The organism is Pedobacter sp. UYEF25 (assembly GCF_054061655.1).
Window position 1 is genome coordinate 194,095 of record NZ_JBSSEL010000004.1, and the last position, 26,242, is coordinate 220,336.

At 37.9% G+C, this 26,242-nt stretch carries 30 protein-coding genes; 28 read left to right on the forward strand and 2 right to left on the reverse strand.

Going from position 1 to position 26,242, the window contains the following annotated elements; genetic code table 11:
- The first annotated feature begins 1 nt into the window (after position 1).
- A complete protein-coding gene (locus tag ACVWYG_RS06255) occupies positions 2 to 607 on the forward strand; it encodes a hypothetical protein (protein WP_457269307.1) in 606 nt (201 codons plus the stop codon).
- A gap of 947 nt (positions 608 to 1,554) precedes the next feature.
- On the opposite strand, the gene ACVWYG_RS06260 is transcribed toward ACVWYG_RS06255, so the two are convergent.
- Positions 1,555 to 1,689: a hypothetical protein gene (locus tag ACVWYG_RS06260; protein ID WP_457269308.1), complete on the reverse strand. Its 135-nt coding sequence runs from the start codon at positions 1,687 to 1,689 to the stop codon at positions 1,555 to 1,557.
- A gap of 357 nt (positions 1,690 to 2,046) precedes the next feature.
- Between ACVWYG_RS06260 and ACVWYG_RS06265 the strand changes: the two genes are divergently transcribed.
- The 8 genes from ACVWYG_RS06265 to ACVWYG_RS06300 all read left to right on the forward strand — a co-directional run bounded on the left by ACVWYG_RS06265 (position 2,047) and on the right by ACVWYG_RS06300 (position 9,004).
- Entirely contained in the window at positions 2,047 to 2,520 is a 474-nt protein-coding gene (locus ACVWYG_RS06265; RefSeq protein WP_457269309.1) for a hypothetical protein, read from the forward strand.
- Positions 2,521 to 2,594: 74 nt separating this feature from the next.
- The gene (locus tag ACVWYG_RS06270) at positions 2,595 to 3,080 is read left to right on the forward strand and encodes a DUF3347 domain-containing protein (protein ID WP_457269310.1); all 486 of its coding nucleotides are present in this window, start codon (positions 2,595 to 2,597) and stop codon (positions 3,078 to 3,080) included.
- Between the two features lie 171 nt (positions 3,081 to 3,251).
- A complete protein-coding gene (locus ACVWYG_RS06275; RefSeq protein ID WP_457269311.1) occupies positions 3,252 to 3,824 on the forward strand; it encodes a DUF3347 domain-containing protein in 573 nt (190 codons plus the stop codon).
- 8 nt (positions 3,825 to 3,832) lie between these two features.
- Entirely contained in the window at positions 3,833 to 4,297 is a 465-nt protein-coding gene (locus ACVWYG_RS06280; protein WP_457269312.1) for a heme-binding domain-containing protein, read from the forward strand.
- Between the two features lie 3 nt (positions 4,298 to 4,300).
- Positions 4,301 to 6,964 (forward strand): multicopper oxidase domain-containing protein, encoded by a 2,664-nt coding sequence (locus ACVWYG_RS06285; protein ID WP_457269313.1) that lies wholly within the window; start codon positions 4,301 to 4,303, stop codon positions 6,962 to 6,964.
- Between the two features lie 352 nt (positions 6,965 to 7,316).
- On the forward strand, positions 7,317 to 7,718 hold the full coding sequence (locus ACVWYG_RS06290) for a hypothetical protein (RefSeq protein ID WP_457269314.1): 402 nt from the start codon (positions 7,317 to 7,319) through the stop codon (positions 7,716 to 7,718).
- A gap of 147 nt (positions 7,719 to 7,865) precedes the next feature.
- Entirely contained in the window at positions 7,866 to 8,348 is a 483-nt protein-coding gene (locus ACVWYG_RS06295) for a DUF305 domain-containing protein (protein WP_457269315.1), read from the forward strand.
- A gap of 305 nt (positions 8,349 to 8,653) precedes the next feature.
- Positions 8,654 to 9,004 carry a DUF6799 domain-containing protein gene (locus tag ACVWYG_RS06300; RefSeq protein ID WP_457269317.1) on the forward strand — a complete coding sequence of 117 codons (351 nt, stop codon included), beginning with the start codon at positions 8,654 to 8,656 and terminating at the stop codon, positions 9,002 to 9,004.
- A gap of 298 nt (positions 9,005 to 9,302) precedes the next feature.
- Here ACVWYG_RS06300 and ACVWYG_RS06305 read toward each other — a convergent pair whose 3' ends face one another.
- Complete coding sequence (locus tag ACVWYG_RS06305) at positions 9,303 to 10,559, reverse strand: hypothetical protein (RefSeq protein WP_457269318.1); 1,257 nt, start codon at positions 10,557 to 10,559, stop codon at positions 9,303 to 9,305.
- 468 nt (positions 10,560 to 11,027) lie between these two features.
- Between ACVWYG_RS06305 and ACVWYG_RS06310 the strand changes: the two genes are divergently transcribed.
- From ACVWYG_RS06310 to glgP, 19 genes are all read left to right on the forward strand, one after another.
- Positions 11,028 to 11,168: a hypothetical protein gene (locus ACVWYG_RS06310; RefSeq protein ID WP_457269319.1), complete on the forward strand. Its 141-nt coding sequence runs from the start codon at positions 11,028 to 11,030 to the stop codon at positions 11,166 to 11,168.
- A gap of 173 nt (positions 11,169 to 11,341) precedes the next feature.
- Positions 11,342 to 11,875 carry a hypothetical protein gene (locus tag ACVWYG_RS06315; protein ID WP_457269320.1) on the forward strand — a complete coding sequence of 178 codons (534 nt, stop codon included), beginning with the start codon at positions 11,342 to 11,344 and terminating at the stop codon, positions 11,873 to 11,875.
- A 376-nt stretch (positions 11,876 to 12,251) separates the two neighbouring features.
- On the forward strand, positions 12,252 to 12,641 hold the full coding sequence (locus ACVWYG_RS06320) for an HYC_CC_PP family protein (RefSeq protein WP_457269321.1): 390 nt from the start codon (positions 12,252 to 12,254) through the stop codon (positions 12,639 to 12,641).
- Between the two features lie 248 nt (positions 12,642 to 12,889).
- Complete coding sequence (locus ACVWYG_RS06325) at positions 12,890 to 13,498, forward strand: helix-turn-helix domain-containing protein (RefSeq protein WP_457269322.1); 609 nt, start codon at positions 12,890 to 12,892, stop codon at positions 13,496 to 13,498.
- Between the two features lie 219 nt (positions 13,499 to 13,717).
- Positions 13,718 to 13,930 carry an SHOCT domain-containing protein gene (locus ACVWYG_RS06330; RefSeq protein ID WP_457269323.1) on the forward strand — a complete coding sequence of 71 codons (213 nt, stop codon included), beginning with the start codon at positions 13,718 to 13,720 and terminating at the stop codon, positions 13,928 to 13,930.
- Positions 13,931 to 13,950: 20 nt separating this feature from the next.
- On the forward strand, positions 13,951 to 14,733 hold the full coding sequence (locus tag ACVWYG_RS06335) for a four-helix bundle copper-binding protein (RefSeq protein WP_457269324.1): 783 nt from the start codon (positions 13,951 to 13,953) through the stop codon (positions 14,731 to 14,733).
- A gap of 96 nt (positions 14,734 to 14,829) precedes the next feature.
- Entirely contained in the window at positions 14,830 to 15,057 is a 228-nt protein-coding gene (locus ACVWYG_RS06340; protein WP_457269325.1) for a hypothetical protein, read from the forward strand.
- Positions 15,041 to 15,316, forward strand: coding sequence for a DUF5676 family membrane protein (locus tag ACVWYG_RS06345; protein ID WP_457269326.1), 276 nt, complete (start codon positions 15,041 to 15,043; stop codon positions 15,314 to 15,316). The genes ACVWYG_RS06340 and ACVWYG_RS06345 overlap by 17 nt, the downstream gene beginning before the upstream one ends.
- Positions 15,317 to 15,322: 6 nt before the next feature.
- A complete protein-coding gene (locus tag ACVWYG_RS06350) occupies positions 15,323 to 16,606 on the forward strand; it encodes a multicopper oxidase family protein (RefSeq protein ID WP_457269327.1) in 1,284 nt (427 codons plus the stop codon).
- A 24-nt stretch (positions 16,607 to 16,630) separates the two neighbouring features.
- Complete coding sequence (locus ACVWYG_RS06355) at positions 16,631 to 17,845, forward strand: hypothetical protein (protein ID WP_457269328.1); 1,215 nt, start codon at positions 16,631 to 16,633, stop codon at positions 17,843 to 17,845.
- An 18-nt stretch (positions 17,846 to 17,863) separates the two neighbouring features.
- The gene (locus ACVWYG_RS06360) at positions 17,864 to 18,334 is read left to right on the forward strand and encodes a universal stress protein (RefSeq protein ID WP_457269329.1); all 471 of its coding nucleotides are present in this window, start codon (positions 17,864 to 17,866) and stop codon (positions 18,332 to 18,334) included.
- A 76-nt stretch (positions 18,335 to 18,410) separates the two neighbouring features.
- Positions 18,411 to 18,749, forward strand: coding sequence for a hypothetical protein (locus ACVWYG_RS06365; RefSeq protein WP_457269330.1), 339 nt, complete (start codon positions 18,411 to 18,413; stop codon positions 18,747 to 18,749).
- Entirely contained in the window at positions 18,746 to 19,300 is a 555-nt protein-coding gene (locus ACVWYG_RS06370) for a potassium channel family protein (RefSeq protein WP_457269331.1), read from the forward strand. The genes ACVWYG_RS06365 and ACVWYG_RS06370 overlap by 4 nt, the downstream gene beginning before the upstream one ends.
- A gap of 312 nt (positions 19,301 to 19,612) precedes the next feature.
- Positions 19,613 to 20,143, forward strand: a complete 531-nt coding sequence (locus ACVWYG_RS06375; protein WP_457269332.1) for a DUF6799 domain-containing protein — start codon at positions 19,613 to 19,615, stop codon at positions 20,141 to 20,143.
- A 39-nt stretch (positions 20,144 to 20,182) separates the two neighbouring features.
- Complete coding sequence (locus ACVWYG_RS06380) at positions 20,183 to 20,410, forward strand: heavy-metal-associated domain-containing protein (protein ID WP_354357994.1); 228 nt, start codon at positions 20,183 to 20,185, stop codon at positions 20,408 to 20,410.
- A 183-nt stretch (positions 20,411 to 20,593) separates the two neighbouring features.
- Entirely contained in the window at positions 20,594 to 20,830 is a 237-nt protein-coding gene (locus tag ACVWYG_RS06385; RefSeq protein WP_457269333.1) for an SHOCT domain-containing protein, read from the forward strand.
- 101 nt (positions 20,831 to 20,931) lie between these two features.
- Positions 20,932 to 21,186, forward strand: coding sequence for a hypothetical protein (locus ACVWYG_RS06390; RefSeq protein ID WP_457269334.1), 255 nt, complete (start codon positions 20,932 to 20,934; stop codon positions 21,184 to 21,186).
- 86 nt (positions 21,187 to 21,272) lie between these two features.
- The gene (locus ACVWYG_RS06395; RefSeq protein ID WP_457269335.1) at positions 21,273 to 23,594 is read left to right on the forward strand and encodes a copper-translocating P-type ATPase; all 2,322 of its coding nucleotides are present in this window, start codon (positions 21,273 to 21,275) and stop codon (positions 23,592 to 23,594) included.
- Positions 23,595 to 23,692: 98 nt separating this feature from the next.
- Positions 23,693 to 26,236 carry an alpha-glucan family phosphorylase gene (gene glgP, locus ACVWYG_RS06400; RefSeq protein WP_457269336.1) on the forward strand — a complete coding sequence of 848 codons (2,544 nt, stop codon included), beginning with the start codon at positions 23,693 to 23,695 and terminating at the stop codon, positions 26,234 to 26,236.
- The last annotated feature ends 6 nt before the right edge of the window (positions 26,237 to 26,242 follow it).

The following is a 26,242-nucleotide window of genomic DNA, read 5'->3' on the forward strand; positions in this document are numbered from 1 at the left end:
CATGGAAAAAACAGAAGAAAAACTGGAGCACATAGAGGAGCTCCTGGAACTTTTTATTACCCGATCAAAAACACAGCAGGAACAGCTTGATTTCATAGTGGCGAGGCCGATTCCCAATTATGAAAAACTTCTGTCAAAGATTATAGAGGTACTTGATCAACAGGAAAACGTTAAGAGTTTAGAGACAATAACCAAACAGCTTCAGCAATTGATAGAAAATGCAACTAGTGTCCCCGAAATTATACCGGTGAGGCACCACCATAATTTTGATCTCAGATCAAGACCATATTTTATAGGAGCAGCAATTGTCTTCATAACCATGGCACTTTCGTTTGGTGGACTCCTCTTTCTTGGATTTAACAGACAAGAAATTACAACGGAGGCTGAAAAGTTCAGGGTGGTCAGGGGAAGTGATCCTTTAATGGCACTTGTCATTGATTCGTTATATCTTCAGAATAGGGAGTCGCTTATGAAAAAGGCAGAAAAAAACATTCTTGAACGGGAACAGCTGCTGACAGCACAGGCAAAAGAACGCCAGGCAGGAATGGACTATGAAAAAGCAAAGGACAATACAAAGAAACTTAGGCGCAAAGTCCCAAAGAAATAGGTTTTGGGCTAAGTGTTGCCCACCGGATTATCTCGGTTTGCAAACTCCGATACGCAGGCTCTAGGATAAGACACAGAAACCACCCATAAATACTAAGCATTGCTAAAAAGTAAATGATACAAAAGAGCTAATATGAAAATGTGATCAATATTGGAATTAAATGCATTTTATGAATCGTTTCAGATCGAAACCATCGGTCACATTTCGTGCCCCAAAGAAACCGATGCCCTTCGGATACCATGTGCCGCTCCATAGCGGCAGCCGCAGTTCCGATCTGAAACTTATTTAATTGCTCGGATCAATGACCTACATTGTATTCCGGCCATCCAGCCTTTAAAAAAAACAAATCCCAATCAAGACAGATAAGAAACACTTCTCGAAACTCCATATGGCTTTTTTGCCGAGGCAAAGGTAAATCCCTTCGGCGGGCAAGGCCGAGCCCTTCGGGTCTGGACAAATAAATCTCCACCCGTCGCTGCGCTCTGGGTAGTATTTTTTTGCCTCAGCGTCTTGCTCCGCTCCCCACTACATCTTTTATTGCCTCTACAAAAGGCCAGTGGACGGATGTGCCAAACTAATATCTTATAGATAATCGTTATACTGATTTATGCAAATCATGGCAAAGCCGCCTTAACTAAACTGAAACTCATTAATAGAAACAAAGAGTCTTAAATTTGGCTTCATCAAAAGGATAAGATTAACCCAAGCTACAGAAAAATGGGATTACAAGAGAAAATGGGTAAGGTATTCTTACATGGAAAAATTTATATGTTCAATAAACCAAGCGTTTAAATTTAGTCCTAATCTAATAAATCATTTTTCTCGTGAGAAACTTGTCAATAGAATGATTTCACGGTTCTCTTAGTTGACGTTTCGAACAACCAAGCAAAAGGAGTTCCTCAAGCAAACCACTGTTTGTTGAGACCAACTCTTAATGCTGTAGGTTTTTAGTCCTTTCTAAAGCCATCATTAGGATGAGTTTTCTGTAGTAATTTTTTGCTGGATATTTCTTTTGTATGGCCATAAACAACAACCACACCCAAGGCATTGATAGAAAAAATGTAACCTTCAATTTTGAGCATTGTCGTCCAAGAGGCATCAAAAAAGAGATATAATTTTCCTACTAAGATTTATCCAGCAGTTTGCAGTTCATGATTTTACCTTTGCTTATTTATATTCTATCCTTAAAAAGTGCAAAGTATTTTTTTTAGTTTCGGGCGTGTTATCAATTCTTATATTCTTATAACCGAGTTACAGGTAAATAACGTATATATCATACCACAGGTAAATAACGTATATATCATACCATTAATCGAATGAGACCAATGAAAAATACAAAAATTTCACGGAATTATACAACTTATATAAGTTGCTATAATCTATCTTTGTTAAAGATTTACCTACTTATCCTTGATAAGTTTGTAATTAGGAGATAGTAAATGAAATTACGTCCATTCATACAGTTTAAAGCTACCTTTTTAACTATTGTGTTCCTTTTGAATACGGTGGTAGGTTTTGCTTGTGCTGTAGGGGTAAGTATGAGCGTTGATAAAGGGCATCACCCTGATCAGAACGCAAGTCATTCCATTGAACATGGTCATGAAAAGAAGAAATGTCAGCATCATGGCAATGATAAACATGCTGAAGGTGTTGCGAATCATCATACATCCAAGAACTTAAAAGACAATTGCTGTAAGGATGAGGTAGTAAAACTAGTAAAAGCTAATACTTTGCATCAGCCTGGATTTGACTACAGTCTGCTCTCTCTGTCGTTTTTCATTTTGCCATCTAATGTTTATCATGTACAAAACTCAACTGTATTTCCCGTAAACACTCCTAATGCGTACATAATCCGACATTGTCGTTTACCCATTCCAGACGTAAGGATAGCCATACAAAGTTTTCAGATTTGATTTAGTGTTTAATATTTCAGGGGTAGTATTATCTATCCCAGCTTTATAATTATTCACTTTAAAAATCAATTCTAATGAAAAAGATATTTCTAATGGTTGCAATCTTAGCAACTACCTTGGTGCAAACTACGTTTGCACAAAATGATCACGCAGATCACCAAACTCAAACCTCTGTTTTGCTGCCTTTATATTATAATATTAAAGACGCTTTAGTGGGCGGTAATGCAACCCTAGCTGCCTCAAAAGCCGCTGAACTTGTTAAAGCCTTGAACAGCTCTGATGCAAAAACAATAACCGGAGACAAAGGAGATGATCTATTGGTACACGCAGGAAAAATTGCCCAAAGCAAAGACCTAAAAGATCAAAGGGAGCATTTTAACGGACTTTCGGCTGACATGATTGCCGTTGCAAAAAAATCAAAACTATCGGCTGATCCTGTTTACCAACTGTATTGCCCCATGAAAAGGGCGAATTGGCTGAGTAACAGCGCGACAGTAAAAAATCCATATTTTGGAAGCGCAATGCTTACTTGCGGAAAAGTGGTGGAGACAATAAAATAATCCCGATAGATTATTCCCATAGCCTGTTTTGAGGCTGCGGTGTTCTTAACTTTTTAGATCATGATAAAAATAAAATCAATTTTAAAAAAATTATTTACAGCGCTTTTTATAAAAAAGTGCTGTAAATAACTATCGTTCAATTTTAAAACAACAATTATAAATTATATAATTATGAAAACATTTATTTTCGGAATCGCAGTATCCACTATATTTTTTGTTGCCTGCAACAATGACGGAGCAAAACAACAAGCATCTTCTGAAACATCAGAAACAATGGGTATGAAATCTAATGAAACTGTAGGAGAAACAAACAGTCCAATAAAAGGTATTTTGACAGGCTATTTGGTTATGAAGAATGCATTTGCAAAAGACGATGACAAAGGCGCTGCTGATGCAGGGAAAGAATTGGTAAAAACCTTTGATGGTTTTGATAAAACTACTTTAAACGCAGCCCAGGCAAAAGTTTTTGCTGATATTCAAACAGATGCAAGGGAACATGCCGAACACATTGGGGCCAATGCCGGTAATATTGCGCATCAACGTGAGCATTTTGAAACACTTAGCAAAGATATCTATGACTTAGCAAAAGTTACTGGAGCTGGACAGAAATTATATTATACCAATTGCCCAATGTACAATAATAATAAGGGGGCGAACTGGTTAAGCGAAACCAAAGAAATCCAAAATCCGTATTTAGGAAAGTCTATGCTAACCTGTGGTTCTGTTAAAGAGGAACTTAATTAACCGTTGTAATGAAAAGAATCAAAATAGGACTATTGGCCTTATTGATTGTTGTTATTGCCATCCAATTTATTCAGCCTGCCCCAAATAAAAATGGGCAGGTTTTAGAAACAGACATCACTAAAGTGGTTGGGATACCAAAAAATGTTCAAGGGATATTGAAAACTTCCTGTTACAACTGCCACAGTAACAATACCGAATATCCATGGTATTCGAAAATACAACCAGGTGGATGGTGGTTGGCTTCACATATTAAAAAAGGAAAAGAAGAACTGAACTTTAGTGAGTTTGGAAGTTATTCAAAGCGTAGGCAACAAAGCAAGTTAAAATCAATCATCAATAGTATAGACGATGGCACTATGCCATTGCCCTCTTATACCCTGATACATAAAAACGCCATTCTTTCAAATGGAGATAAAATGAATTTAAAAAAATGGGCCAGCTCAATGAAAGATAGCCTGGCACTTAGAGACTAAACAGTGAAAAAAATAATTATACTGTTAATGATGACTTGCATAGTGCAAGTCTCGTTTGCCCAGCAGAACATGGCTGGCATGAAGATGCCAGCGGAGAAAAACAAACAGGAGGAGAAAGTTTCTTACACCTGTCCGATGCATCCTGAAATTCATGCGGATAAACCGGGTAATTGCCCTAAATGCGGCATGAAACTGGTAAAAGAAAAGTCTAAAAAATCGATGGCTAAACCAACCACTGTATCAAAGCCAGCAGCAAAAATGAGTGCCATGGGTGGGATGAAAATGGGTGATATGCAGATGTCTAAAAAAGATACTTCTGGGAAAGCAATGCCGGCGAATTCCTCAAAAGACGAAAAAATGGATAGCATGGACGGTATGCAGATGGGCGATAATAATGGTGCGAATGCAGAAAACATTAAAACTGCAAAAGCCAATTTAGGGCCAATCAAACACATCACCCATCGTTTTCCCCCTCGTACGGTAAGGTATGATCTATACATCGCAGATACAACGGTAACTTTTGGTGGTAAGCCTAAAAGAGCAATTGCTGTAAATGGTCAAATTCCTATGCCAACATTAACCTTCACAGAAGGAGATACTGCATTGATTTATGTCCACAACAACTTAAAAAAGGAAACTACTTCTTTACATTGGCATGGATTGTTTTTGCCTAACCGCTATGATGGTGTTCCAAATCTTACCCAAATGCCCATTAAACCGGGCGAAACACATGTTTACAAATTTCCGCTGATACAGCATGGTACACATTGGTATCACAGCCATAGCGGTTTGCAGGAACAAATTGGGATGTACGGATCATTTATTATCAATGCCCGCAAAGAATGGGACATTCCTACCCTGCCTATTGTATTGAGCGATTGGACCAATATGAACCCAAAGGAAGTGAACAGAAGCTTGCATGCCGCAACAGATTGGTTTGCAATTCAAAAGGGTACGACCCAAAGCTATGCTGAAGCCATTAAGTCCGGTCATTTTAAAACCAAAGTAGCTAACGAGTTTAAGAGGATGAACGCCATGGATGTGAGCGACGTTTATTACGACGCTTTTTTGATTAATGGAAAAAATCAAAATGAACAACCTCAATATAAAGCAGGAGAAAAAGTGAGGCTGCGAATAGCCAATGGCAGTGCGTCTTCCTATTTCTGGTTAAAATACGCGGGTGGTAAAATAACCGTGGTTGGTACTGATGGCAATGACGTGGAGCCTGTTGAAGTTGATAGATTGATTGTAGGGGTTTCTGAGATTTACGATGTGGTGGTAACCATTCCCGAAAACAAGAGCTACGAATTTTTGGTAACACCAGAAGACCGTACCAAATCTGCATCATTATGGTTGGGAAGTGGTGAAAAAGTAGCTGCGAAAAAAATGCCCAAACTCAAATATTTTGCCGGGATGCAAATGATGAACGACATGATGGACATGAACGGCAACATGGTAGAGATGGAAGGCATGAATATGCAGAACCAGACCATGGATATGAATACCGTAATGTACCCAGAGATTAGTGGCGCAGACCCTTTAAGCAAACCAGAAAAGAAAAAAGAAATGTCTTCTTCTATGCAGATACCGAACACAAATAGTATGTCCGGTATGAATATGGCTGCTGACAACCCAGATATTGTAACCCTAAATTATAATATGCTGCGAGATCCGAATAAGACAACTCTGCGTAAAGGGCCTACGAGAGAATTAAAATTCGAGTTGACCGGTAATATGAACAGGTATGTATGGTCTATCAATAATAAGACAGTTTCAGAATCAGACAGAATTCTAATCAAAAAGGGAGAAAATCTACGTATCATATTTTATAACAACAGCATGATGCGCCATCCTATGCACTTACATGGCCATGATTTTAGGGTAATTAATGGGGAAGGCGAAAATGCTCCGATGAAAAATGTATTGGACATTATGCCAATGGAGCGAGATACCGTCGAGTTTGCAGCAACAGAAAGTGGCGATTGGTTTTTTCATTGCCATATCTTATACCACATGATGAGCGGGATGGGCAGGGTGTTCAGTTATGAAAACTCTCCACCTAACCCAGATATACCTAATCCTAAACTAGCAGAGAGAAAATTAAATTGGGATGATCAGATGCCACATTTGATGGGTAGAGCCGGGTTTGAAAGTAACGGATTAGAAGGCCAGGCTATGCTTGCAAATACGAGATGGCAACTAACTTCTTTATGGCATCTAGGTACAAATGCTAAAATGGGTTACGAAAGTGAAACCATGATTGGTCGTTACATCGGGCGCAACCAATGGCTCCTTCCTTATGTGGGTTTTGATTATCACTACAAGCAGGTTAATCCACATGAGAAAAACATTTTTGGTAGCGATTATCGCAATCTATTTGGTCAGGTAAGTAATAAAGAAAACCGAAGAACAGTGATAGCGGGTGTTGCTTATACTTTACCCATGCTTGTGGTGGCAGATTTCAGGATAGATGGAAATGGAAAGCTGAGATTTCAGCTCGGTAGAGAGGATATTCCTGTTTCTAAAAGAATCAGAGCTAATTTTATGATCAATACAGATAAGGAATATGCTGCCGGAGCGAGGTACATCTTAACAAAATATATCTCTGTCTCAAGTCACTACGATAGCGACATGGGACTTGGAGGGGGATTGACTCTAACTTATTAAGTTTACGCTCGACTTTAATATTTGTTTTTATTCGACTTACATAAAATGATTTCCTAAAATTAGAAACTTAGCCACTGTATTTTTATCCCTGATGATTCCCTATACCTCATCAGGGATAATTTAAGTTATTTACTTGTCCGATTAGAAAATCACCAAGCCTTGGGAAAAAGTTACACCTTATTAAATTTGCCTCCCCTAAAAAAAACACTTAATGAGTAACTGGGTTTAAAGTACATTGACAATTATTGGTAATATAAAAGAAATTAAAAAAAAATATAATCATATCTGCAAGTTACAATAGCGATTACAGGTACGGAGCTGGTTTAAGAGTAATGTATTAGAATTTAAAGCAATGAAGAAATTAATTTTAAGTTCGGGATTTACCGCTCTAACCGTTGCAGCTTTCGCGCAAACACAACACGGCGAGTCTCAGGTTAGATTTCCAAATTACCACCCTTTGGTGGTTCACTTTCCGATCATCCTCCTATTGGCAGCAGCCGTAATGCAAATTGGTGTGCTATTTTTTAAAAATAAGGCTTACAATTACACCATCATCGCATTTACAATCGTAGGCTTTATCACCAGTCTATTGGCGTCTAATTTGTTTCATGCGCATGCCTCAGAAAATATTCCGGCCGCCCAGATGGCGATATTTGAAAGCCATGAAGAATTTGCCAACATTACTATCTGGCTAAGCGGAATTGCCGCATGTGTCAAACTGCTAGGTCTATTTATCAAGATGAAATGGGTGTAGCTATTAGCTTTAGTTTTGTTGCTGGGTTCGGCTATTGCAGTAAGCATCGCCGGCCATCATGGCGCAGAACTGGTGTATAAATATGGCATTGGCCCTGAGGGCAAAAAATTGGAACAAGAAAATTAATAATCATAAAAATTTAAAAACATGGATAATCAAACCTCTAAAACAGAAAAATCACAAAACATGGGCTACCGTAAATTTGCCATAACTATGGCGGTCTCCTTCGTAGTAATGTATGGCGTTATGTTCCTTAACATTGTGGATATAAATCATTTCTACATCAGCTTAACAAGGATTTATATGGCATTGCTGATGGTAAGTTTAATGGCAATTGTAATGCTTTCGATGATGGGCAACATGTATCCAAATAAAAAAACAAACAATTTGATTATTATAGGAAGCGTAGTCGTTTTTGGTCTTGTGCTCACGGCTTTGAGAACGCAAACCCCAGTTGGAGACGAACAATACATGAAAGCGATGATTCCTCACCACTCTTCGGCCATAATGACGAGTGAAAACGCCAACATCAAAGATCCAGAAGTAAGAAAACTAGCTGACGGCATCATTGAAGCTCAGAAAAAAGAAATCGCAGAAATGAAGGCAATTCTTGCGCGTATGGAGAAATAAACGGTTAAAAATTTTTAATTAATAGGCCTAAAGCATTGGAAGTAATATGCCAAAGCTTTCCGATAAATGCGTTTAGGCCGCGTGCCAGTGGAGGAATCGCATCGGTTTACTATTATTACCTACTTTTTTTTAGAAAGCAGTTATTTAAACTGTCCTCTGCCTTACCTGGTTAAAAATATTCTTAAATACTGCTACTTGAATAGCGCTCGTATGAGTAAGTGGCAACAATGAAATCTAACCCTAGGAAATTATATTGAAACTTAACAACTTTCTCTTTGTTATATATTAAATTAAAACATAAAAATATGAAAAAGGTATTAATGGCCCTATTCGTTATGGCAATCAGCTTTAGCGCAATGGCACAAACGAAAAAAAGTGATTCAAAAATGCACGATTGTGTGATGATGAAAAACGGAAAGATGATGGTGATGAAAGACGGTAAAACCATGATGATGAAGAAAGACATGACCATGTCTAACGGCACCATGGTAATGATGGATGGTAACATGAAAATGAAAGATGGTAAAACTATGATGATGAAAAATGGTCAGTCTATGGACATGGATGGGATGATGATGCCTATGAAAGGTAAGAAAATGAAGGGCATGAAGATGAAAGACATGAAAATGAAGCCAGACACTACTATGAAAATGTAACTAAATCCCTTTTTGTTTACTTACTCGGAGCTCTGCTCCGATTTTCCTGTAACGTTAAGATTAAGTAGAGTTCTATTACCTCTGGACACACTTCAGAGGTATTTTTGTTGATCCCACGATCTCATTAAGATTTATTTAGGCATCTTCCCTCAGATAGCAATAATTGATGGCCGCATGCAATGCATTGATAAAAAAACGACTTTCAACGCTAAAACTTATCGACAAAATGACATCAAAAAAAGCGCAACCTCATTGTGGTTTTATGCCAACCAAAGGAAACCTTAACTGTTGGCAGTAGTCAATCTATTTTTTTGCATATTTTATCCATTGATTGGTGTCCATTTCCAAATTTACATATTGCATCACAATTTTGTCGTAAATCTGAAAAAAGAATGTAATGAATTGGTGTTTTAATTGCTTTGATGACGGGTCGTTGTAGTTGCATACAGACATCTTTCTCTCGTTTGTCCGGTACTATTAAAAAAAACTTTTCGTTACCATTTGCAACTGAATATGACAAGTCTGTCAGTCTTAAAATTCCAGAATAGATACTGGTAGATTTTTCAACTTCGAATGCTGCAATCACATTATCTGTTCCTTTTTCAAACCATAATATATCTATCATTTTAATAGTAGAATAAGTGTCTGCATCAACTTTCATTTTAGGGAAATTCGGCTTACATAAAAATGAAAAATTGCACCCATTATATGTTTTTGATTTATCATTTATTGCAGTAATTACATCGTAACCTAATGCCTTTCCTATTTTCAATAGGAGATATTGCATTTCGGAATGTAAGTTTTCGTCTTCTTTTTCAGCTTGTACTTCTATTTGTCTTTTGGTTATTAAAGCTTCAATTTTTTTTCTATCAATTTCAGATAGATATTCATCATTTCCTAAAACCAATTTCTGACTTCCAACCTCAAACATTAAACCCGCAATAGCACCTAAGTCATTCGATAATTCATGCCTATGTTGAGTGTTTTTCTGAATTAAAACTTCCCGTATTTTCAAGTATTCTGTCCAAGAGCCTAACTTTTTATTGTCTTTGAAAACTTTATTAAATCCATTCAAGATCGCAGTATTAAATGGTGGCATTAAGGTTGGGTGTAGAAAATATAAAATACTTCCAACGGCCGGCCCTAATCCTTTTATTTTAAGATTGTCAAGTTTAATAATTTCATCTACAATTTGTTTTTCGGTCCTCGCTTTTATGCAATTGTCTAAAAATTGCCCAAACGCAATTTTATTTAATTGATTTTCGTAAATATCCGGTATTCTTAATTTTGGTTTCCAATAAAATGGATGTGCAACTCCTACAAAAATTTGTTTTTGTTCTGCTATACTACCTAATACAAGTTCAAGTGAAGAACCTTTGAAGTCATTTGGGAAAGTATTGCTTTTTATTTCTTCAATTACTTGAATTACGCCCCTGCGAATTGTTCGGAATGCTTTAAGTCGCTCTTCGTTGTTAATAAACCAAGTCCTATAAACTGATTGATTGTCAGTCTTATATTGAGTGATTAAATTTGATAGCTGATTGTTAGCGTTCATTCTTTTTTTGCATTTTTCAATCTTACCTTATTCTAGCAATAATTCTTCCTAACGGAAATCTGTCTAGAATTTAAAATTAATTCTAAAACTACTTTATTTTGGGTTAAATATAATTGATTTAATCGCACAAAAAAACTTGTGTACGTAAAGGTGCAAACCAGACTTCGGATAGAAAAAAGTAGCTGAAAAGCACTTAAACAAATTTTAAAACTGAAATTAAAATATGTCAATACTTTTAAGTTACTTTTTGAGGGTATCTTGGTCAACCAAGTTCAGTATTCTACGCAGATTGAACCCCGTGAACATCAGCCCGACATCCGCGAAAGCATCTTCTACTGTTTTCTTTGTAATGACAAAATAAAATCCCACCATCTTTTTATCATCCCGCGGAGTTGCTACCCTTTATCAGAGCAATTTAGTTGTCACATTTAACAATAAACTTTTAAATTTGATTACACGGGCAAACGAATGTATGATATTTCCTTTAGAAAGGTTGGTGTTGATGAATGTTACATGCGGATGATCGGTAAAAAAGGTTTAGAACTTATCCTATATCCAAACGGCGGAGGGTCGACTGTACCTTATCTCCGTTATAGACCTTTTCAATAAGAATTAATCGAGTGGTCAGTGAGCATCGAAAGCATTACATAAAAACTCGTCGCCACCGCATTAAGGCTTGTAAACAAATGGAAGAGGCCACTTAAAATGGTTTAGGTCTTAATATATGTCTTTTAAAAAAGGCAGTCATTTTATATAATCTAGGTCGTCTTAAAACTACTTATATGCAAAATCTATCATTTTCTATCATTGTAATTCCTGCTGTAGCTGTCTTATCTGACATTTTGTTATATGCGGTTTTGATGCGAAAATCTACCCAAAAAAAGATTTTCAGAATGTATGTGTTTGTACTTTTGCCCATTGCATTTTTATTAAATGCGATCTGGGAGGTTTTGCAAATACCTCTGTATGCAGGCGGAACATATTCATGGGCTCATATTCTTTTTTGTTTATTGGCTTCGGTGGCGGATGCCATAATGGTATTGCTCATTTATTTTGCCCTTGCACTGGTTTATAGAAAGCCCTTGTGGATTCAAAATCTAACGCCTAACGGGATTGTTTCTTTGATATTAGCAGGTTTCATAGGCGCCGTTCTTGCAGAAACAAGGCATTTATCGATTGGTACTTGGAGGTATGCAGACATCATGCCTGTGATCCCAATTTTGAATGTCGGCCTTTCTCCAGTGGTGCAGTTTATGATTTTACCCTTGCTGATTTACACGTTATCCTTAAAAATGACAAAGCGTTCCTGTAGTTAAGAGTGTATCCGTTATTTTTTTGTATTACTATAATTCAAAATTGAGGAGGTCTAAACGAAATTTATTTTACTCCTTTTCTTTGACTTAATGCCATTGCCTAAAGAGATGTGCCACAGGCATGCCTGTGGCATTTTTAGCAAATAGCCAACTTTCCCCCCGGTTAGCAAAACCTATAGTCGAAAACAATATTAAAATGTCCGATTATTCAGCAAAAATAATGGTCGAACTCAGGGTAGTTGTAGTTAGTAACCTTAAAGTTCTACACATACTTTCTTTAATAAGGCGAGTTATAAAGTGGGAATCTTACAACATATCCGCGGCATTGTGTAACTCTAACTAGGTAGATTAAACTACTTTTATATGACAGTAAAGAGTTATGAAAAAAACAGCGGCCTTATTGCTTCTAGTATTTTACACAGCTACCACTTTTGGGGTAACTCTCAACTTTCATTATTGTGGGGATAAATTAGATCATGTTTCTGTCTCAAATTTTATCAATAAACATACTTGTTCCTGTGCCCCCGGTACTATGCCCAAAGGCTGTTGTAAGGATAAGAAGGTTTTCAATAAAACAGATAAACATAAGAAGTTTATAGAATCATTTAGCTTTAACGAAATAGCGTCTAATTGTTATTTACCTGTTATTACTGACCATACAAATTATAATTTGTGGCCTGTAAAAAGGAGTGACAACTATTTTGCATATCAAGTTGGACGAGCTTCCCTATTCCCCATCTACCTATCTGTTAGGTCACTACGAATATAGCACCAGACTTATTTGAGTGTGTTTTACCGGGTGCATTTTAGCAGTTTGATCCTTTTCAATAATAGACCCTCAAATATTCCTCCAGTAGCACATTGCTTCATAGATGTGTTTTGAGCACATAAACGTGCGGCATTTAAAGCAGTACTTGCCATTGATACCTATTTCCCGACATGTGGATTGCGTCAGGTAATATCTGTCCTAATCTTATAAAATCAACTTTAGAAACACCTTAGTTAACAAAATTATCGATGAAAATACATTTGACCATAAAAAACATGTGCTGTGGCAGATGTATTGTAGAAGTGAAGAGAATATTTGAAGGATTGGGTTTACCAACTTTTCAAGTTAATCTGGGAGAAGTTATCCTTGAAAAATCCATACCTAATGATTTGCAGGAGAAACTTATTAAAAAACTAGAAGATCACGGGTTTGCACTTGCCCTTTCTGCTGATGAAAAAATGTCTGTAGATATCCAGACTTTACTGGTATCCTATCTTAATGAATACCTGCTAGCTAAAGAAAAGGCGCTTACTATTTCAAATTATTTAGCAGGCGAACTTTTTAAAAGCTATAAATATTTAAGCAAGGTGTTTAAACAAGTTACTGATATAACTATTGAGCGGTACTTCATTAAATTAAAAGTAGAAAAGGCCAAAGAACTTTTGATACTGAATGAAATGGATATTAACGAAATAGCCTGGTTACTGGGATACAGTTCATCTCAGAATTTTAGTACTCACTTTAAAAGAGAAACTGGAAAAACCCCCGGCGAGTACAAGAAACATCCCACACCTGAAAGAATCCGTCTCCCCAACCTAATTCCCGAGAATTTAAAACAATTACAGTCATTAATTTAAACAAAAGATAGATGTGTTAAAACTATATTTATATCTCATCTAAAATGAATATTCATCTCATGAAGACATAGAGATCAAGAAAAAAAGCACTTTTTATTTGCCCTGATATTAAGTAGTTCTCATCGTGTTTACTGCTTATAAATTTGGCTCAAGTAACATAGTAAATGCAAAAAAAATTATCAAACAGTTTTATTATAAACAATTTAAAAACAAAAGATTATGGCACATTATGGAGATTTTTGGGGAATGCACCTGTTATGGTGGTTATTCTGGATTATCATGCTGGTATGGATTTTTGCCACTCCATGGGATATTCCTGGTCAGCGAACTCGTAAAGACACCCCTTTGGATATTTTAAAGAAAAGATTAGCCAGAGGTGAAATTCAGAAAGAAGAATACGAAGAGCATAAAAAAATTATTGAACAAAATTAATCACCCTAAAGAATAAAAATATGACTCCTAAAGAAATAAAAAATTGCGTGGACGCTTGTATAGCCTGCGCAACCACTTGTACCGATTGTGCGGTATCCTGTCTGCACGAAAGGGAGATTAAATACCTTACCAAATGTATCATGCTCGACTGGGAATGTGCAGCTATCTGCAAGGCTGCAGCAAAATTAATGAGTATGGAAAGTGCTTATTCAAAGGAAATCTGCCAACTATGTGCAACGATTTGTAATGCCTGTGCAGACGAATGTGAAAAACATGTAGCTATGGGAATGGAACATTGCAAAGCGTGTGCAGAGGCCTGCAGGGCATGTGCGAAGGAAACGATGGGGATTTACGAAAAGTTGGACGCGCAGGATCAGGAGACTAAAAGCCAACGATGGTTTGTTACGGATGATGAGTGTGCAATTGTTTCTGAGGTTACGGCAGAATTAATAAGTTTAAAAAGTGCCTATGCTACGAAGATTTCAGAAATAAACGCAAAAATTTGTAAGTCAGCAGCAGAGGATTTAGAAAGCCATGCAGCTATGGAAATGGAACATTGTGAGAGGTGTGCATCGGTAGCCGAAGAGGTACATGAGGAACTGAAAAAGCAGGATAAAGCTGAAAAAGAATTCACAGTTTTACCTGAGGATGAATCACAAAAAAATAGCAAAGAACATTCCGCTGCTTTATTGGCTGCATCCGTTTGGCGAAGTCCTTCAAGACACGCAAGCTCCCTCATAAATCATGATGTCAGGGGGAGAAGAAACCCTTTTGCAAATACAGACACTTTTTATTCTCTATAATAAAATAACAGAGGATAAATACTTTTAATCTTGCCTGATTTTAAAATTATCATAAGCCCACGAACTGAGCAAATTTTTGTAATAATACCCAACAAAATGAATAGACACACACTTTGGATGATCATTGGCTGCGGTCTACCCTTATTGCTAGTTTTTTTTGCACCTGCATTAGGTTTAGGATCCGGTAATTCCCTTTTTATTTTTATAGCACTTATGTTCGCTTGTCATCTGCTCATGCCTACGCATCATCATGAAGACCATGAAGATGCGGATAAACACAATACAAACACACTAAAAAAAGAAAATCATGAAGTCCACCATTAATGTCAAAAAATTAGGTCTAGCTGTTGGGCTGACCGTATCTCTACTTTATTTGGGCTGTATGTTAGTAATGGTAACAGTAGGTCATGCCGGCTCCGTAGAGTTTTTTAACAGCTTGCTGCATGGTCTAGACGTTTCAACAATTCTTAGAATGAATGTTCCCTTATGGGAGGCAGGCATTGGTCTGGTAGAAACATTTATTCTTGGCTGGTTGATCGGAGCATGCATTGCAGGTTTTTATAATTTTTCAATAAAAAAGTAGCTTAAAATGGATAGACGTAAATTTTTAGCGACCGGAGCAGTAAGTACTGCCGGTGTGGTATTTTTTCCAGGAAACCTTTTAGCACAGGAAGCTAAAGCAAATGCTTCTTCGAAATTCCCCAATGCCATCCCCTTTGAAAAAGTGGGTGAATGGAAGGAATTCGAACTGTATCTGGATATTAAAATTCATGAGCCCGCCCCTGGATTTCAATACCATACGCTCGCTTTTAATGATATGATTCCGGGCCCAGAGATCAGGGTGCAATACGGAGATAAGGTGAGGGTAAAGTTTAAGAACAAAACTGGGCTGAACCATACTATACATTGGCATGGACTGCATGTGCCATGGCGAATGGATGGAGTTCCTTTTGTAACCCAGCTCCCAGTAATGCCACAAAATGAATTTGTGTATGAATTTGAGGCTAAGCCCGTTGGTACTCATTTTTACCATTGTCATTGGGGTACACTGATGCATATGCAGGCAGGAATGTATGGCAGCTTCATAATAGAAGACCCTAATGATCCTATAAAAAAGCAGTTCAACTACGAAAGGGAATATACACTGGTCTATTCTTCTCATGATGTGAATTTTATCCGGACAGAGATGAACAGAATGCTTACCCGTATGAAAGAAAGGAGCTATCTGATGAAAGAGGGGCGTTTCGATCATGAACGCTGGTCGGTTTTTGATGATCGGAAGCAATTGGAAGAGTCAATGAAAGAAGGTTATCAGCCTCCTTATGCCTTATCGCGCCGGGCTCCTGCAGATTTACCAGAAGCCAATTGGTTTACAGTGAACGGCAAATCTTATCCTGATACGCCTTATCTGTTTATAAAAACTGGAGAAAAAATTAGGGTAAGATTAATCAATGCTGGTGCAGTAGACCATCATCTCCATTTGCATGGACACGACTTCTGGATGGTGGCAGATGATGGAATTCCATTACCACAACCTTGGCAGAGAAATACTGTTGCGCTTACACCTGGCAAAACTTATGACATAATTATAGAAGGCAATAATCGGGGTATCTGGACATTTCATGATCATGACACCCGAAAAGTTACCAACAACGGCCTTTATCCTGGCGGCAATCTTCTGGCATTGGTTTATGAAGATTTGCCAGCAGAAGAATTGATTATCTCCAAATATAGCGGCAATGAAATGTTTAAGAGTATGAGTAATATGGAAGGCAACGAACATGAAGGAATGGACATGAAAAATAAAAATATGGACATGAAAAAAATGATGTTCGGCGAGGACAAACTTCCCAAAATAGCTTTAGATGAATAAAATTTCAGTTATAAAATTAAGATAATGAAAAATATAATTTTTGTATCCCTGTTAGTTTTATTTAGCAGCAGTTACACTGCAATGGCGCAAAGCGAGGGGGAAGAAGTTTTACCACAGATAGAAATTGGATTCAAGACCATTACCACCGGAAATTTCTATGATAATAAAGGAACTTCATCATTAAACGTTCCAGTCTTGAACGAAGGCGAACAGGTACTGTCAGATTTTTCTGATTCTTATCTGATGTTAGGCGTAAGCCAGAAGTTATATCAGGGTTGGCGTGGCCAAATGGTGCTTGGCTTAACGTTTCCTGATGTTAACTCTGGTTTAGGACAAGTGTTCTATAATCAAGTGATGATTAAGGTGGAAAACGAGAAGAATATCATTAGGTTGGGAAGGAGCACCTCCCAATCTACCCTTACCGAATTTTCCACTTTTAGAGATGATGATGCTGTTCAGTACAATTACGTGCTTAATCCTTTTTCAAAAGGTATTAATACCCAAGACAATCAGTATGCAAACGTCATTGAATATACCCGTATTCTCGGACAAAGATTTTACCTAACCTTTCACGGAGAGAATTATACCGATTTTCAAAATCCAAATCAGTTTGGTATAAATGGATTAGGAGGGTCTTTCCTATATCGCATGCCAGCAAGTCAGGTATGGAATAGGAATGTGTTGCAGCAAGTTGGAGTTAGCGTGAACAATTTTCTTAACACTCCGATTGATCAGAATAAGGACAATAAAAAAACACTTACCAATTTGGTAGGAGCTGCCACTTTTAATCTTTTACCAGACCCAGTAAACTTTATCGATTTGAAGATGCAGGTAGTGAGGAATTTTGGTCTAAGCGAGGTAAAAGACATTACCGATTATACAAGCTATATCCGCACCAAAAGTACATCTGTATTTGGGATGTTGCGTTATCTGAACCGGAAATTGGAGAGACCAAGGTATCAGGTGTCTACAGGTTTTGGATATAAGACTTTTTCTGATGTTGGTAATAACACCAAACAGTGGATGATTATTTCCAATTTATTTTACCGCATTGGAAACAATTTCGATTTACTTTTTCAATATAAGTACAATCAGAATAGAGGAGAATTAAGACCATTATTAGGAAATAGTCAGCAACGATTCCAGATGGGGATCGCCTACACGTTTAGTAAAATATTTAACAGCCAGTTTGACGACAGGAATTCCATCCTAAACCTTGAACATGGTTATATCAGATAAAACTAACATTTAGAGATTATGAAAATATTATTGGCAACAGATGGCTCTAATCACAGTATGGCAGCGGCAGAAGAAATAGCGAGTAGACCTTTTCCCACATCTTCCGAATTAAGAATTATTTCGGTTTTTGAAAATCCAGCATTGTATTTATTTGCGCCCGCGCCTATGGGCGGCATGGATAGATACTATCAGGAAGCAGAGTTTACTGCAAAAAAGATGGCCGAAGAAACTATCGAAAAAGTTGCAGAACTTATAGGAAAGAATAACACAAGCCTTTCCATTTCTGCAGCCGTGATTGAAGGTAGCCCGAAGCAAGAAATTTTAACAGATGCCGAAGAATTTGGTGCCGATCTGATCGTAGTTGGCTCACACGGTCGTGGCGGATTTGAAAAATTTCTGCTCGGCTCGGTCTCGCAATCGGTGGCATTACACGCCCAGTGCTCAGTAGAAATTGTTCGCAAACGGAACTTTGCAAAAGAGGAGCAATAGGGGAAATGATTATTAGAATAAAATAAAAAATTTATCAAAAAAAACTCAAGGAGGCTTCGATTAAACAAAGAACTGGATGAAAAAAATAAATAGCAATCTGCTGATTTCGATGATGGGCCTTTTTGTGGTGATGGTGGGCTATGGCGTATTGTTGTCAATCTTGCCTTTTTTTATCGAAAGATTGATGAACGGGGCCGTATCCCAACAAAACATTGCTTTACGCCCTGGAATACTCACCGCTATTTATCTTGTGATCCTTGTTTTTACTGCTCCTTTTTGGGAAGGAATTGCCGATATTGACCTTGTCGGGTTAGACAACTCTTTCGGAAAGAATTTACGTGCAGAGACGACTTTTAAACAATTCTATCAGCATCGGAAAATCAAAACATTAATTGTTAACCATATGTGTCAATGATGAACAGAACAAGTTCACTGTATTTTTTTTCGAGAAATTTGTGGAAGCAGATCAGTCATACTGTGGTTTTACTCATTCTAGTAGCGCTTTTATACGTTTACTTAATGCAATTCATTGACCATAATGCAAGTTGGATCCCGTATTTGGTAATTTTATTGGCGCTCCTCAAATCAGCCTATTTTACTTTTTTCACTTTCAAGCAGGTGAATCAGTCTATTAAACAATGTCACTCTTTCGGTCAACTTTTATGGGTTTTTGGCCTACTGTGGTTACTGATCGTTTTTTCTTTCGCAGCAGATTTTACCTGTCTAGCTGGAGCAAACCCGAATTCTTTCAGGGGAAATGGATTGGCTGGTCAAGGCTATGCAGAAAAATTGTTCGATTATTTTTATTTCAGTGTAGTCACATTTGGTTCCGTTGGCTATGGTGATGTGGTTCCTCTAACTATAGCTGCAAAGTTTTTGGTGATTTTAGAAATAGGTCAGAGTTTTGTAACCATCGTTTTTGGTCTTTCAAATGTTAATAATATACGTACAGCTGTAAACAAATAAATAATGAAACAAAAAATCGCATTAATCGAATATGGTTTAACTATGTAGTAGGAATTATCTCATTCAAAGTCATTTCATTTAATCGAAAAGTAAAACTAAAAAGCCTTAAAAAATAAATCCTACAAATCTACCATAATGACAGGATAGGTTGTACAGGATGAGCTGCCTAAGTTTGAAAAAAAAATATCAACTTCCATTATAACAAATTAAAAGCGTGTAAGTTATGTAAATTATTTACCCAATTGTGTAACTCTTAGCAATCTAAGCATACTACCTTTATCCAAATCAAAGTAATACACAAAACAACCTTTTGTGGAAACGGGCAACAGCGATACTGACGAACGGCCAACAGCGGATCTGAAGATAAATTTAAAAATAATGAAAATGAAAATTAAAAAAACAATTACCACAGTATTTGGCTCGATACTGATGCTGGCACTATTCCTTACAACAAGTAATTCTTCCGCGCAAACAAAAACGAAGGCTGCAATGATGAAAGATCACTGTATGATGAAAGACGGTAAAATGATGGTAATGAAAGATGGCAAAACAATGCCAATGAAAAAGGATATGACTATGAAAAATGGTACAATGGTTATGACTAATGGCGAATGTACGATGAAAGATGGTAAAAAGATGATGATGAAAGAAGGCGATTGTATGGAAATGAGCGGAAAGATGGGTAAGTGTTCAATGATGAATGACAACATGAAAAGCTCGACAACAAAAAAGAGTAAGACTATGGCAACGGTTTATACCTGTACTATGCATCCCGAAGTTACTAGCAATAAGCCAGGCAAATGCTCTAAATGCGGAATGGATTTAGTTAAAAAAGATAAATAAAGTCTAGTAATAAACAATTAATAACCATTAAAAAAAATCATGGAAAATTCAATCAAGCATACATATCACATTGGTGGTATGAGTTGTGGCGGGTGCGTAGCATCAGTTAAAAATAGATTATCGGCTGCGCCCGGTGTAACATCGGTAACCGTCGATCTGGGAAAAAAGCAAGCAGAAATCACGTCTTCTGTGGCGATCAATGCAGAGACACTTCAGAATGCATTTACGAATACGCATTACACCATTTCAGAACTTAACGCAGCTTAATTAAAAATCCTGTCACGTTCAAAAAATTGTCTATTCAGTTTTAGGGTTTAATTCACCCAATTCTTGCGTTGAATAAAAAACAATTCTCTTTTACTACCTCGTTCCCCCGGATCGAGGTAGTTTAATAGATAATCGGGCTACAGCGAAACTGTAGAAGCAGTTTAAATTTTAAAAATTATGTATATGCATGATGGTTACCATTTTGGAGGCATGAACCTCATATGGTGGTTTATTTGGATGATATTGATATTCTGGATTTTTGCAACACCTTATAATATTCCCGGACAGCGGAAAAAGAGAATTACTCCCCTCGAATCTTTGAAGACGCGTTTTGCTTTAGGAGAAATAACAAAAGAGGAATATCTGGAACAAAAAGAGATATTGGCTGACGACTCTATCCAGATTAATACACAAAAATGAGCTGAGCGAAAATATTCCGGGCAAAATAGGATTGTGGGAACACTTGAAAGATCACAAATTGAACTTGCTAAGTAACTTTTACCCATAAAAAAATTACAATCATGACAGACATAACCATCAACATCAACACCGGTTCAGAAAATAGTGAGCCGAAGATTACAGCTACAACAGACAATGCTAAAACCGCTGTTCCAAGCGCAGAATTATCAGTAAAAGAGGAAACTCCGAAAGTAGCAGCAAAGGAAGAAATCACTGCGGACACCGAATCTCCAAAGGATGAATCTGTGAATAAAGAAGATCCGAAAAAAATGGACATTGCGGACGAGGAGCAAGCAAAAACCGAGGTTGAAAAATAGACTTTTGGGATAAGATATTTCAGAGTGAAGTATCTTATCTTAAAAAAGGGTTCAGAACAGAATGTAAATAGATAACATCCAAAACCATGGCAAAAATCACTATCAATATCAACACAGACGGCGATGAGCCAAAGGTTACCACTTCGACGGATAATACTGATGCCGACACCCCTAAAGTTGAGCCGTCAAAAGAAGAAACTCCGATAGAGCAACCGGAAGAAGAAATTCCGAAAGAGGAATCTCTGGATGAAGAAAAGAAAGAAGAAACTTCTCCGGCAAAAGAACCTAATCAGGATGAATCTTCAGAGAAAGATGACCCGAAGGAAATGGACATGAGCAAAGAGGAGCATGCCAAGATGGACCACAGTAAAATGGATCATTCTAAAATGGACATGACCAAAGAGGAGCATTCCAAAATGGATCATGATGCCATTCCCATGGGTATGGCAGGGCATGACCATCATAAAATGATGATAGCCGATTTTAAAAAGCGATTTTGGGTATGTTTAATTATTACCATTCCTATTCTTGTTTTCTCACCAATGATCCAAAATTTTGTTGGGTATAATTTCTTACTACCGGCAAATCCATACATCCTTCTGGCACTTTCATCCTTTGTTTATTTCTGGGGTGGTTGGCCTTTCCTTAAAGGTTTTTGGGGCGAAGTAAAAAAAGCATCGCCAGGAATGATGACATTGATTGCTATGGCCATTTCTGTAGCCTATTTCTACAGTGCAGCTACGGTATTTGGATTGCCAGGAGTTGACTTTTTCTGGGAATTAGGTACACTGATCGTCATAATGTTACTAGGGCATTGGATTGAAATGAAATCTGTACTTGGTGCTTCAAAAGCTTTGCAACTATTGGTAAGTATGATGCCGGCAGAAGCACATCGTGTAAAGGCAGACGGACAAGTGGAAGATGTAAAACTGAATGTGCTGGAGCAAAATGATGTGATTATGATTAAGCCGGGCGAAAAAGTTCCTGCTGATGGCATCATCATAGAAGGTAGCAGCTATCTGAACGAAGCTATGCTAACCGGCGAATCCAAACCTGTAAAAAAAGAGACTGAAAACAAAGTAATTGGCGGCTCCATCAACGGCAATGGTTCGCTTAAAGTAAAAGTAGAACATACAGGAAAAGACAGCTATCTAAATAAAGTAATCAAATTGGTCGAAGATGCGCAGAAGTCAAAATCCAAGATGCAGAATCTATCTGACAGGGCGGCTAAATGGCTAACCTACATTGCGCTTGGTCTTGGTTTTGGAACGTTAGCTGTTTGGTTGATATTAGGATTTCCATTTGTATTTGCACTAGAACGTATGGTTACGGTAATGGTAATAGCCTGTCCACACGCATTAGGCCTAGCAATTCCTTTAGTAGTCGCCATCTCAACAGCAGTATCTGCTCAGAATGGGCTTTTAATACGAAACCGTACTGCCTTTGAAGATTCACGAAAAATAACTGCGCTTTTATTTGACAAAACAGGAACACTTACCAAAGGAGATTTTGGTGTTACAAGAATAGTCTCAACTGATAAGCAATTTTCGGAAGATGAATTACTTAGGCTTACGGTAGGTTTGGAACAAAGCTCGGAACACCCCATTGCTGTCGGAATAGTTCGTAAAGCAAAAGAAAACAAAGTTACAATCCCTAAACCCGAAAACTTTAATGCCATAACCGGCAAAGGGGTAGAAGCAACTGTTGAGGGCAAGGATATTAAAGTGGTTAGTCCAGGATATCTTAAAGATAAAAAAATAGAAATACCTGCAGACGCATACAGCAGTGAAGCGGAAACAGTGGTGTTCATTTTAGCAGATGATAAATTAGCCGGGTACATTGCTTTAGCCGACGAGATAAGACCAGAAAGCGCCGAAGCCATAAAAGTGTTTAAAAAGAATGGCATAAAAGTATTGATGGCAACTGGGGATAATGATAAAGTGGCAAAAGCAGTCAGCGACAAATTAGGCCTAGATGGATATTTTGCAGAGGTACTACCGCATCAAAAAGTTGAAATAATAAAGGATTTACAAAGTAAAGGAGAATTTGTAGCCATGACTGGCGATGGTGTAAATGATGCACCTGCACTTGCACAATCAAATGTAGGCATAGCGATAGGGTCTGGTACAGATGTGGCCGCAGAAACAGCTGATATTATTTTGGTAAATAGTAATCCAAATGATATTGCCAAACTTATTCTTTTCGGTAAAGCCACGTACAATAAGATGATACAAAATTTAATTTGGGCAACTGCTTATAACGTAGTTGCAATACCATTAGCCGCAGGTGTTTTGTACAAGGCCGGCTTTGTTTTAGGGCCAGCAGTTGGTGCGGTATTTATGAGTTTGAGCACGATTATAGTAGCGGTTAATGCGCAACTGCTCAGAAAAAAAATAGGCAATAAATAGAACTTGGAAATTTTAAAAATACAATTCGTTGAAGTAGATAGTTCTGAAAAAATGTATCACCTGTATATGGGAGTATTGCAAAAAGATAAATAAACGTCATGAACAAAAAAACATTAGGCATAGATCCATTATATGGTTTTTTACATACGGAAGTAGAAGGTGTGGAGGCATTGGCAAAACTGGCTCTTGATATACGCTGGTCATGGAACCATGCAGCCGATGAAATATGGCAGCAACTAGACCCGTCTTTGTGGGAAATGACACGTAATCCCTGGATTATTTTACAAACGGTTTCAAAGGAACAATTGAAACAAAAATTAATGGATGCCGAATTTCGACAGAAGTTGGACAAATTGATACAGCAGAGTGAAGCGACTAAAGACTCAATCACTTGGTTTCAAGAAAATCATTCAGATACCCCTTTAAGCTGCGTTGCATATTTCTCCATGGAATATATGCTTACCGAAGGACTTCCTATCTATTCTGGCGGTTTAGGCAATGTGGCTGGCGATCAACTGAAAGCCGCCAATGATATGGGTGTGCCAATTGTTGCTGTAGGATTGTTATACCAACAGGGATACTTCCGGCAGGTAATTGGCAAAGATGGAAGCCAAGAAGAGTATTATCCTTATAATGATCCCGGTCAGTTACCTATTATGCCCCTTCGCAAACCTAATGGCGAATGGTTACGTTTGGAGATTTCATTCCCGGGGTATTCGGTCTGGCTGCGTACATGGGAAGTACAGATTGGCAATGTAAGGCTTTACCTTTTGGATAGCAACGATGTTGCTAACTTTCCTCCACACAGAGGCATTACCAGCGAATTGTATGGAGGCGGTCCCGAACTGCGACTGCAGCAGGAAATAATCTTGGGTATAGGTGGCTGGCGCTTACTCAGAGAACTGAATATAAAACCCGAAGTATGCCATCTCAACGAAGGCCATGCAGCATTTGCCATTTTGGAACGAACCAAAGATTTTATGAAGCTAACAGGTCTGCCATTTGAAACGGCTCTGAGTGTGACAAGAACGGGAAACCTTTTTACAACACATACCGCGGTACCTGCGGGATTTGACCGCTTCGAACCTAATCTGGTGGCACACTATTTATCTAATTATGCTTTAAATGATTTAGGTATTTCTATAGACGACCTACTGACTCTTGGACGAATAAATCCTTATGATAATTCAGAACCATTTAACATGGCTTACCTCGCTATACACGGCTCAGGGGCTATAAATGGGGTAAGTCGCTTGCATGGAATTAAAAGCAGGGAATTATTTCGTCCCCTTTTTCCCCGGTGGCCTGAAGAAGAAATACCTGTTGGTTATGTTACCAATGGAGTCCACATGCGTAGTTGGGATTCTAAGGCAGCAGATGATTTGTGGACGGAAGCCTGCGGCAAAGACCGTTGGATGGGGACTGGAGAAGGGCTTCACGAACACTTAAAAGATGTAACTGATGGAAGGCTTTGGGAGATGCGCACTGCCGCCAGAAAAGATTTTATTGATTTCATACGTAAGCGTTTACCAAATATTATAGAAGCATCGGGCGGTACTGTGGAAGAAGCGCAGGGGGCAAAGGAATTGTTTGACCCAAACACTTTTACTTTAGGATTTGCCAGACGGTTCGCTACTTATAAAAGGCCCAACTTATTATTGCATGACAAAGAAAGACTACTTCGTATTTTAACAAATCCGGCCAAGCCAGTTCAAATTGCATTAGCGGGTAAAGCACATCCGGAAGACATGGCTGGGCAGGCCCTTATACAAGAATGGGTAAATTTTAGCAGAATACCCGAAGCGCGATCACACGTTGTTTTTTTGAGTGATTATGATATGTTCTTAACCGAGCAAATGGTACAGGGTGTTGATGTTTGGCTGAATACCCCGAGGCGGCCATGGGAAGCTTCTGGTACAAGCGGGATGAAAGCGCTTGTAAACGGAGTAATAAATTTTTCAGAGTTAGACGGATGGTGGGATGAAGCCTATACCCCTGATGTAGGCTGGGCATTGGGAGATAGACAGGAACATGGAGATAGCCCCGAATGGGATGTACAAGAAGCGAACCAGCTGTATCATTTGCTGGAAAGTGAAATAGTCCCAGCATTTTATGAAAGAAATGAAAATGGAATTCCATTATTGTGGACGGCTAAAATGCGTAACAGCATGGCTAAGTTAACACCACAGTTTTCTACCAATCGCACATTAAAAGATTATACAGAGCAATATTATATCCCAGCAGCTAAAGCCTATAAAATCCGTTCTGCAACTAATGGAAAGGCGGGTTTGCAAATAATAAATCACAGACAAATACTAAGAGAAAATTGGGAGTGCATACATTTTGGAAACTTACAAGTTGACGAAGTGGAAATGGGATACCATTTCCAGGTGCAGGTATTTATGAAAGACGTTGCTCAAAAAGATGTGCTCGTTGAATTATATGCCAATGGGTTAGATAGTGCAAAACCTGAACGGGTAAAAATGGAAACGGCTTCTTCACAAAATAATAATGATGAATATTTATACCAGGCAACAGTGGAGACTGCAAGAAATAGAACTGATTTTACAGTAAGAATAATTCCGAATTACGAAGGCGTTTCGGTTCCACTTGAAGACAACTTGATACGCTGGCAACATTGATTTAAA

What these genes read in the sequence shown, in the direction of transcription:
- ACVWYG_RS06255 (WP_457269307.1), top strand. Translation starts at nt 2, where the DNA reads ATGGAAAAAACAGAAGAAAAACTGGAGCACATAGAGGAGCTCCTGGAA.
- ACVWYG_RS06260 (WP_457269308.1), bottom strand. Translation starts at nt 1,689, where the DNA reads ATGCTCAAAATTGAAGGTTACATTTTTTCTATCAATGCCTTGGGTGTG.
- ACVWYG_RS06265 (WP_457269309.1), top strand. Translation starts at nt 2,047, where the DNA reads ATGAAATTACGTCCATTCATACAGTTTAAAGCTACCTTTTTAACTATT.
- ACVWYG_RS06270 (WP_457269310.1), top strand. Translation starts at nt 2,595, where the DNA reads ATGAAAAAGATATTTCTAATGGTTGCAATCTTAGCAACTACCTTGGTG.
- ACVWYG_RS06275 (WP_457269311.1), top strand. Translation starts at nt 3,252, where the DNA reads ATGAAAACATTTATTTTCGGAATCGCAGTATCCACTATATTTTTTGTT.
- ACVWYG_RS06280 (WP_457269312.1), top strand. Translation starts at nt 3,833, where the DNA reads ATGAAAAGAATCAAAATAGGACTATTGGCCTTATTGATTGTTGTTATT.
- ACVWYG_RS06290 (WP_457269314.1), top strand. Translation starts at nt 7,317, where the DNA reads ATGAAGAAATTAATTTTAAGTTCGGGATTTACCGCTCTAACCGTTGCA.
- ACVWYG_RS06295 (WP_457269315.1), top strand. Translation starts at nt 7,866, where the DNA reads ATGGATAATCAAACCTCTAAAACAGAAAAATCACAAAACATGGGCTAC.
- ACVWYG_RS06300 (WP_457269317.1), top strand. Translation starts at nt 8,654, where the DNA reads ATGAAAAAGGTATTAATGGCCCTATTCGTTATGGCAATCAGCTTTAGC.
- ACVWYG_RS06305 (WP_457269318.1), bottom strand. Translation starts at nt 10,559, where the DNA reads ATGAACGCTAACAATCAGCTATCAAATTTAATCACTCAATATAAGACT.
- ACVWYG_RS06310 (WP_457269319.1), top strand. Translation starts at nt 11,028, where the DNA reads ATGTATGATATTTCCTTTAGAAAGGTTGGTGTTGATGAATGTTACATG.
- ACVWYG_RS06315 (WP_457269320.1), top strand. Translation starts at nt 11,342, where the DNA reads ATGCAAAATCTATCATTTTCTATCATTGTAATTCCTGCTGTAGCTGTC.
- ACVWYG_RS06320 (WP_457269321.1), top strand. Translation starts at nt 12,252, where the DNA reads ATGAAAAAAACAGCGGCCTTATTGCTTCTAGTATTTTACACAGCTACC.
- ACVWYG_RS06325 (WP_457269322.1), top strand. Translation starts at nt 12,890, where the DNA reads ATGAAAATACATTTGACCATAAAAAACATGTGCTGTGGCAGATGTATT.
- ACVWYG_RS06330 (WP_457269323.1), top strand. Translation starts at nt 13,718, where the DNA reads ATGGCACATTATGGAGATTTTTGGGGAATGCACCTGTTATGGTGGTTA.
- ACVWYG_RS06335 (WP_457269324.1), top strand. Translation starts at nt 13,951, where the DNA reads ATGACTCCTAAAGAAATAAAAAATTGCGTGGACGCTTGTATAGCCTGC.
- ACVWYG_RS06340 (WP_457269325.1), top strand. Translation starts at nt 14,830, where the DNA reads ATGAATAGACACACACTTTGGATGATCATTGGCTGCGGTCTACCCTTA.
- ACVWYG_RS06345 (WP_457269326.1), top strand. Translation starts at nt 15,041, where the DNA reads ATGAAGTCCACCATTAATGTCAAAAAATTAGGTCTAGCTGTTGGGCTG.
- ACVWYG_RS06350 (WP_457269327.1), top strand. Translation starts at nt 15,323, where the DNA reads ATGGATAGACGTAAATTTTTAGCGACCGGAGCAGTAAGTACTGCCGGT.
- ACVWYG_RS06355 (WP_457269328.1), top strand. Translation starts at nt 16,631, where the DNA reads ATGAAAAATATAATTTTTGTATCCCTGTTAGTTTTATTTAGCAGCAGT.
- ACVWYG_RS06360 (WP_457269329.1), top strand. Translation starts at nt 17,864, where the DNA reads ATGAAAATATTATTGGCAACAGATGGCTCTAATCACAGTATGGCAGCG.
- ACVWYG_RS06365 (WP_457269330.1), top strand. Translation starts at nt 18,411, where the DNA reads ATGAAAAAAATAAATAGCAATCTGCTGATTTCGATGATGGGCCTTTTT.
- ACVWYG_RS06370 (WP_457269331.1), top strand. Translation starts at nt 18,746, where the DNA reads ATGATGAACAGAACAAGTTCACTGTATTTTTTTTCGAGAAATTTGTGG.
- ACVWYG_RS06380 (WP_354357994.1), top strand. Translation starts at nt 20,183, where the DNA reads ATGGAAAATTCAATCAAGCATACATATCACATTGGTGGTATGAGTTGT.
- ACVWYG_RS06385 (WP_457269333.1), top strand. Translation starts at nt 20,594, where the DNA reads ATGCATGATGGTTACCATTTTGGAGGCATGAACCTCATATGGTGGTTT.
- ACVWYG_RS06390 (WP_457269334.1), top strand. Translation starts at nt 20,932, where the DNA reads ATGACAGACATAACCATCAACATCAACACCGGTTCAGAAAATAGTGAG.
- ACVWYG_RS06395 (WP_457269335.1), top strand. Translation starts at nt 21,273, where the DNA reads ATGGCAAAAATCACTATCAATATCAACACAGACGGCGATGAGCCAAAG.
- glgP (WP_457269336.1), top strand. Translation starts at nt 23,693, where the DNA reads ATGAACAAAAAAACATTAGGCATAGATCCATTATATGGTTTTTTACAT.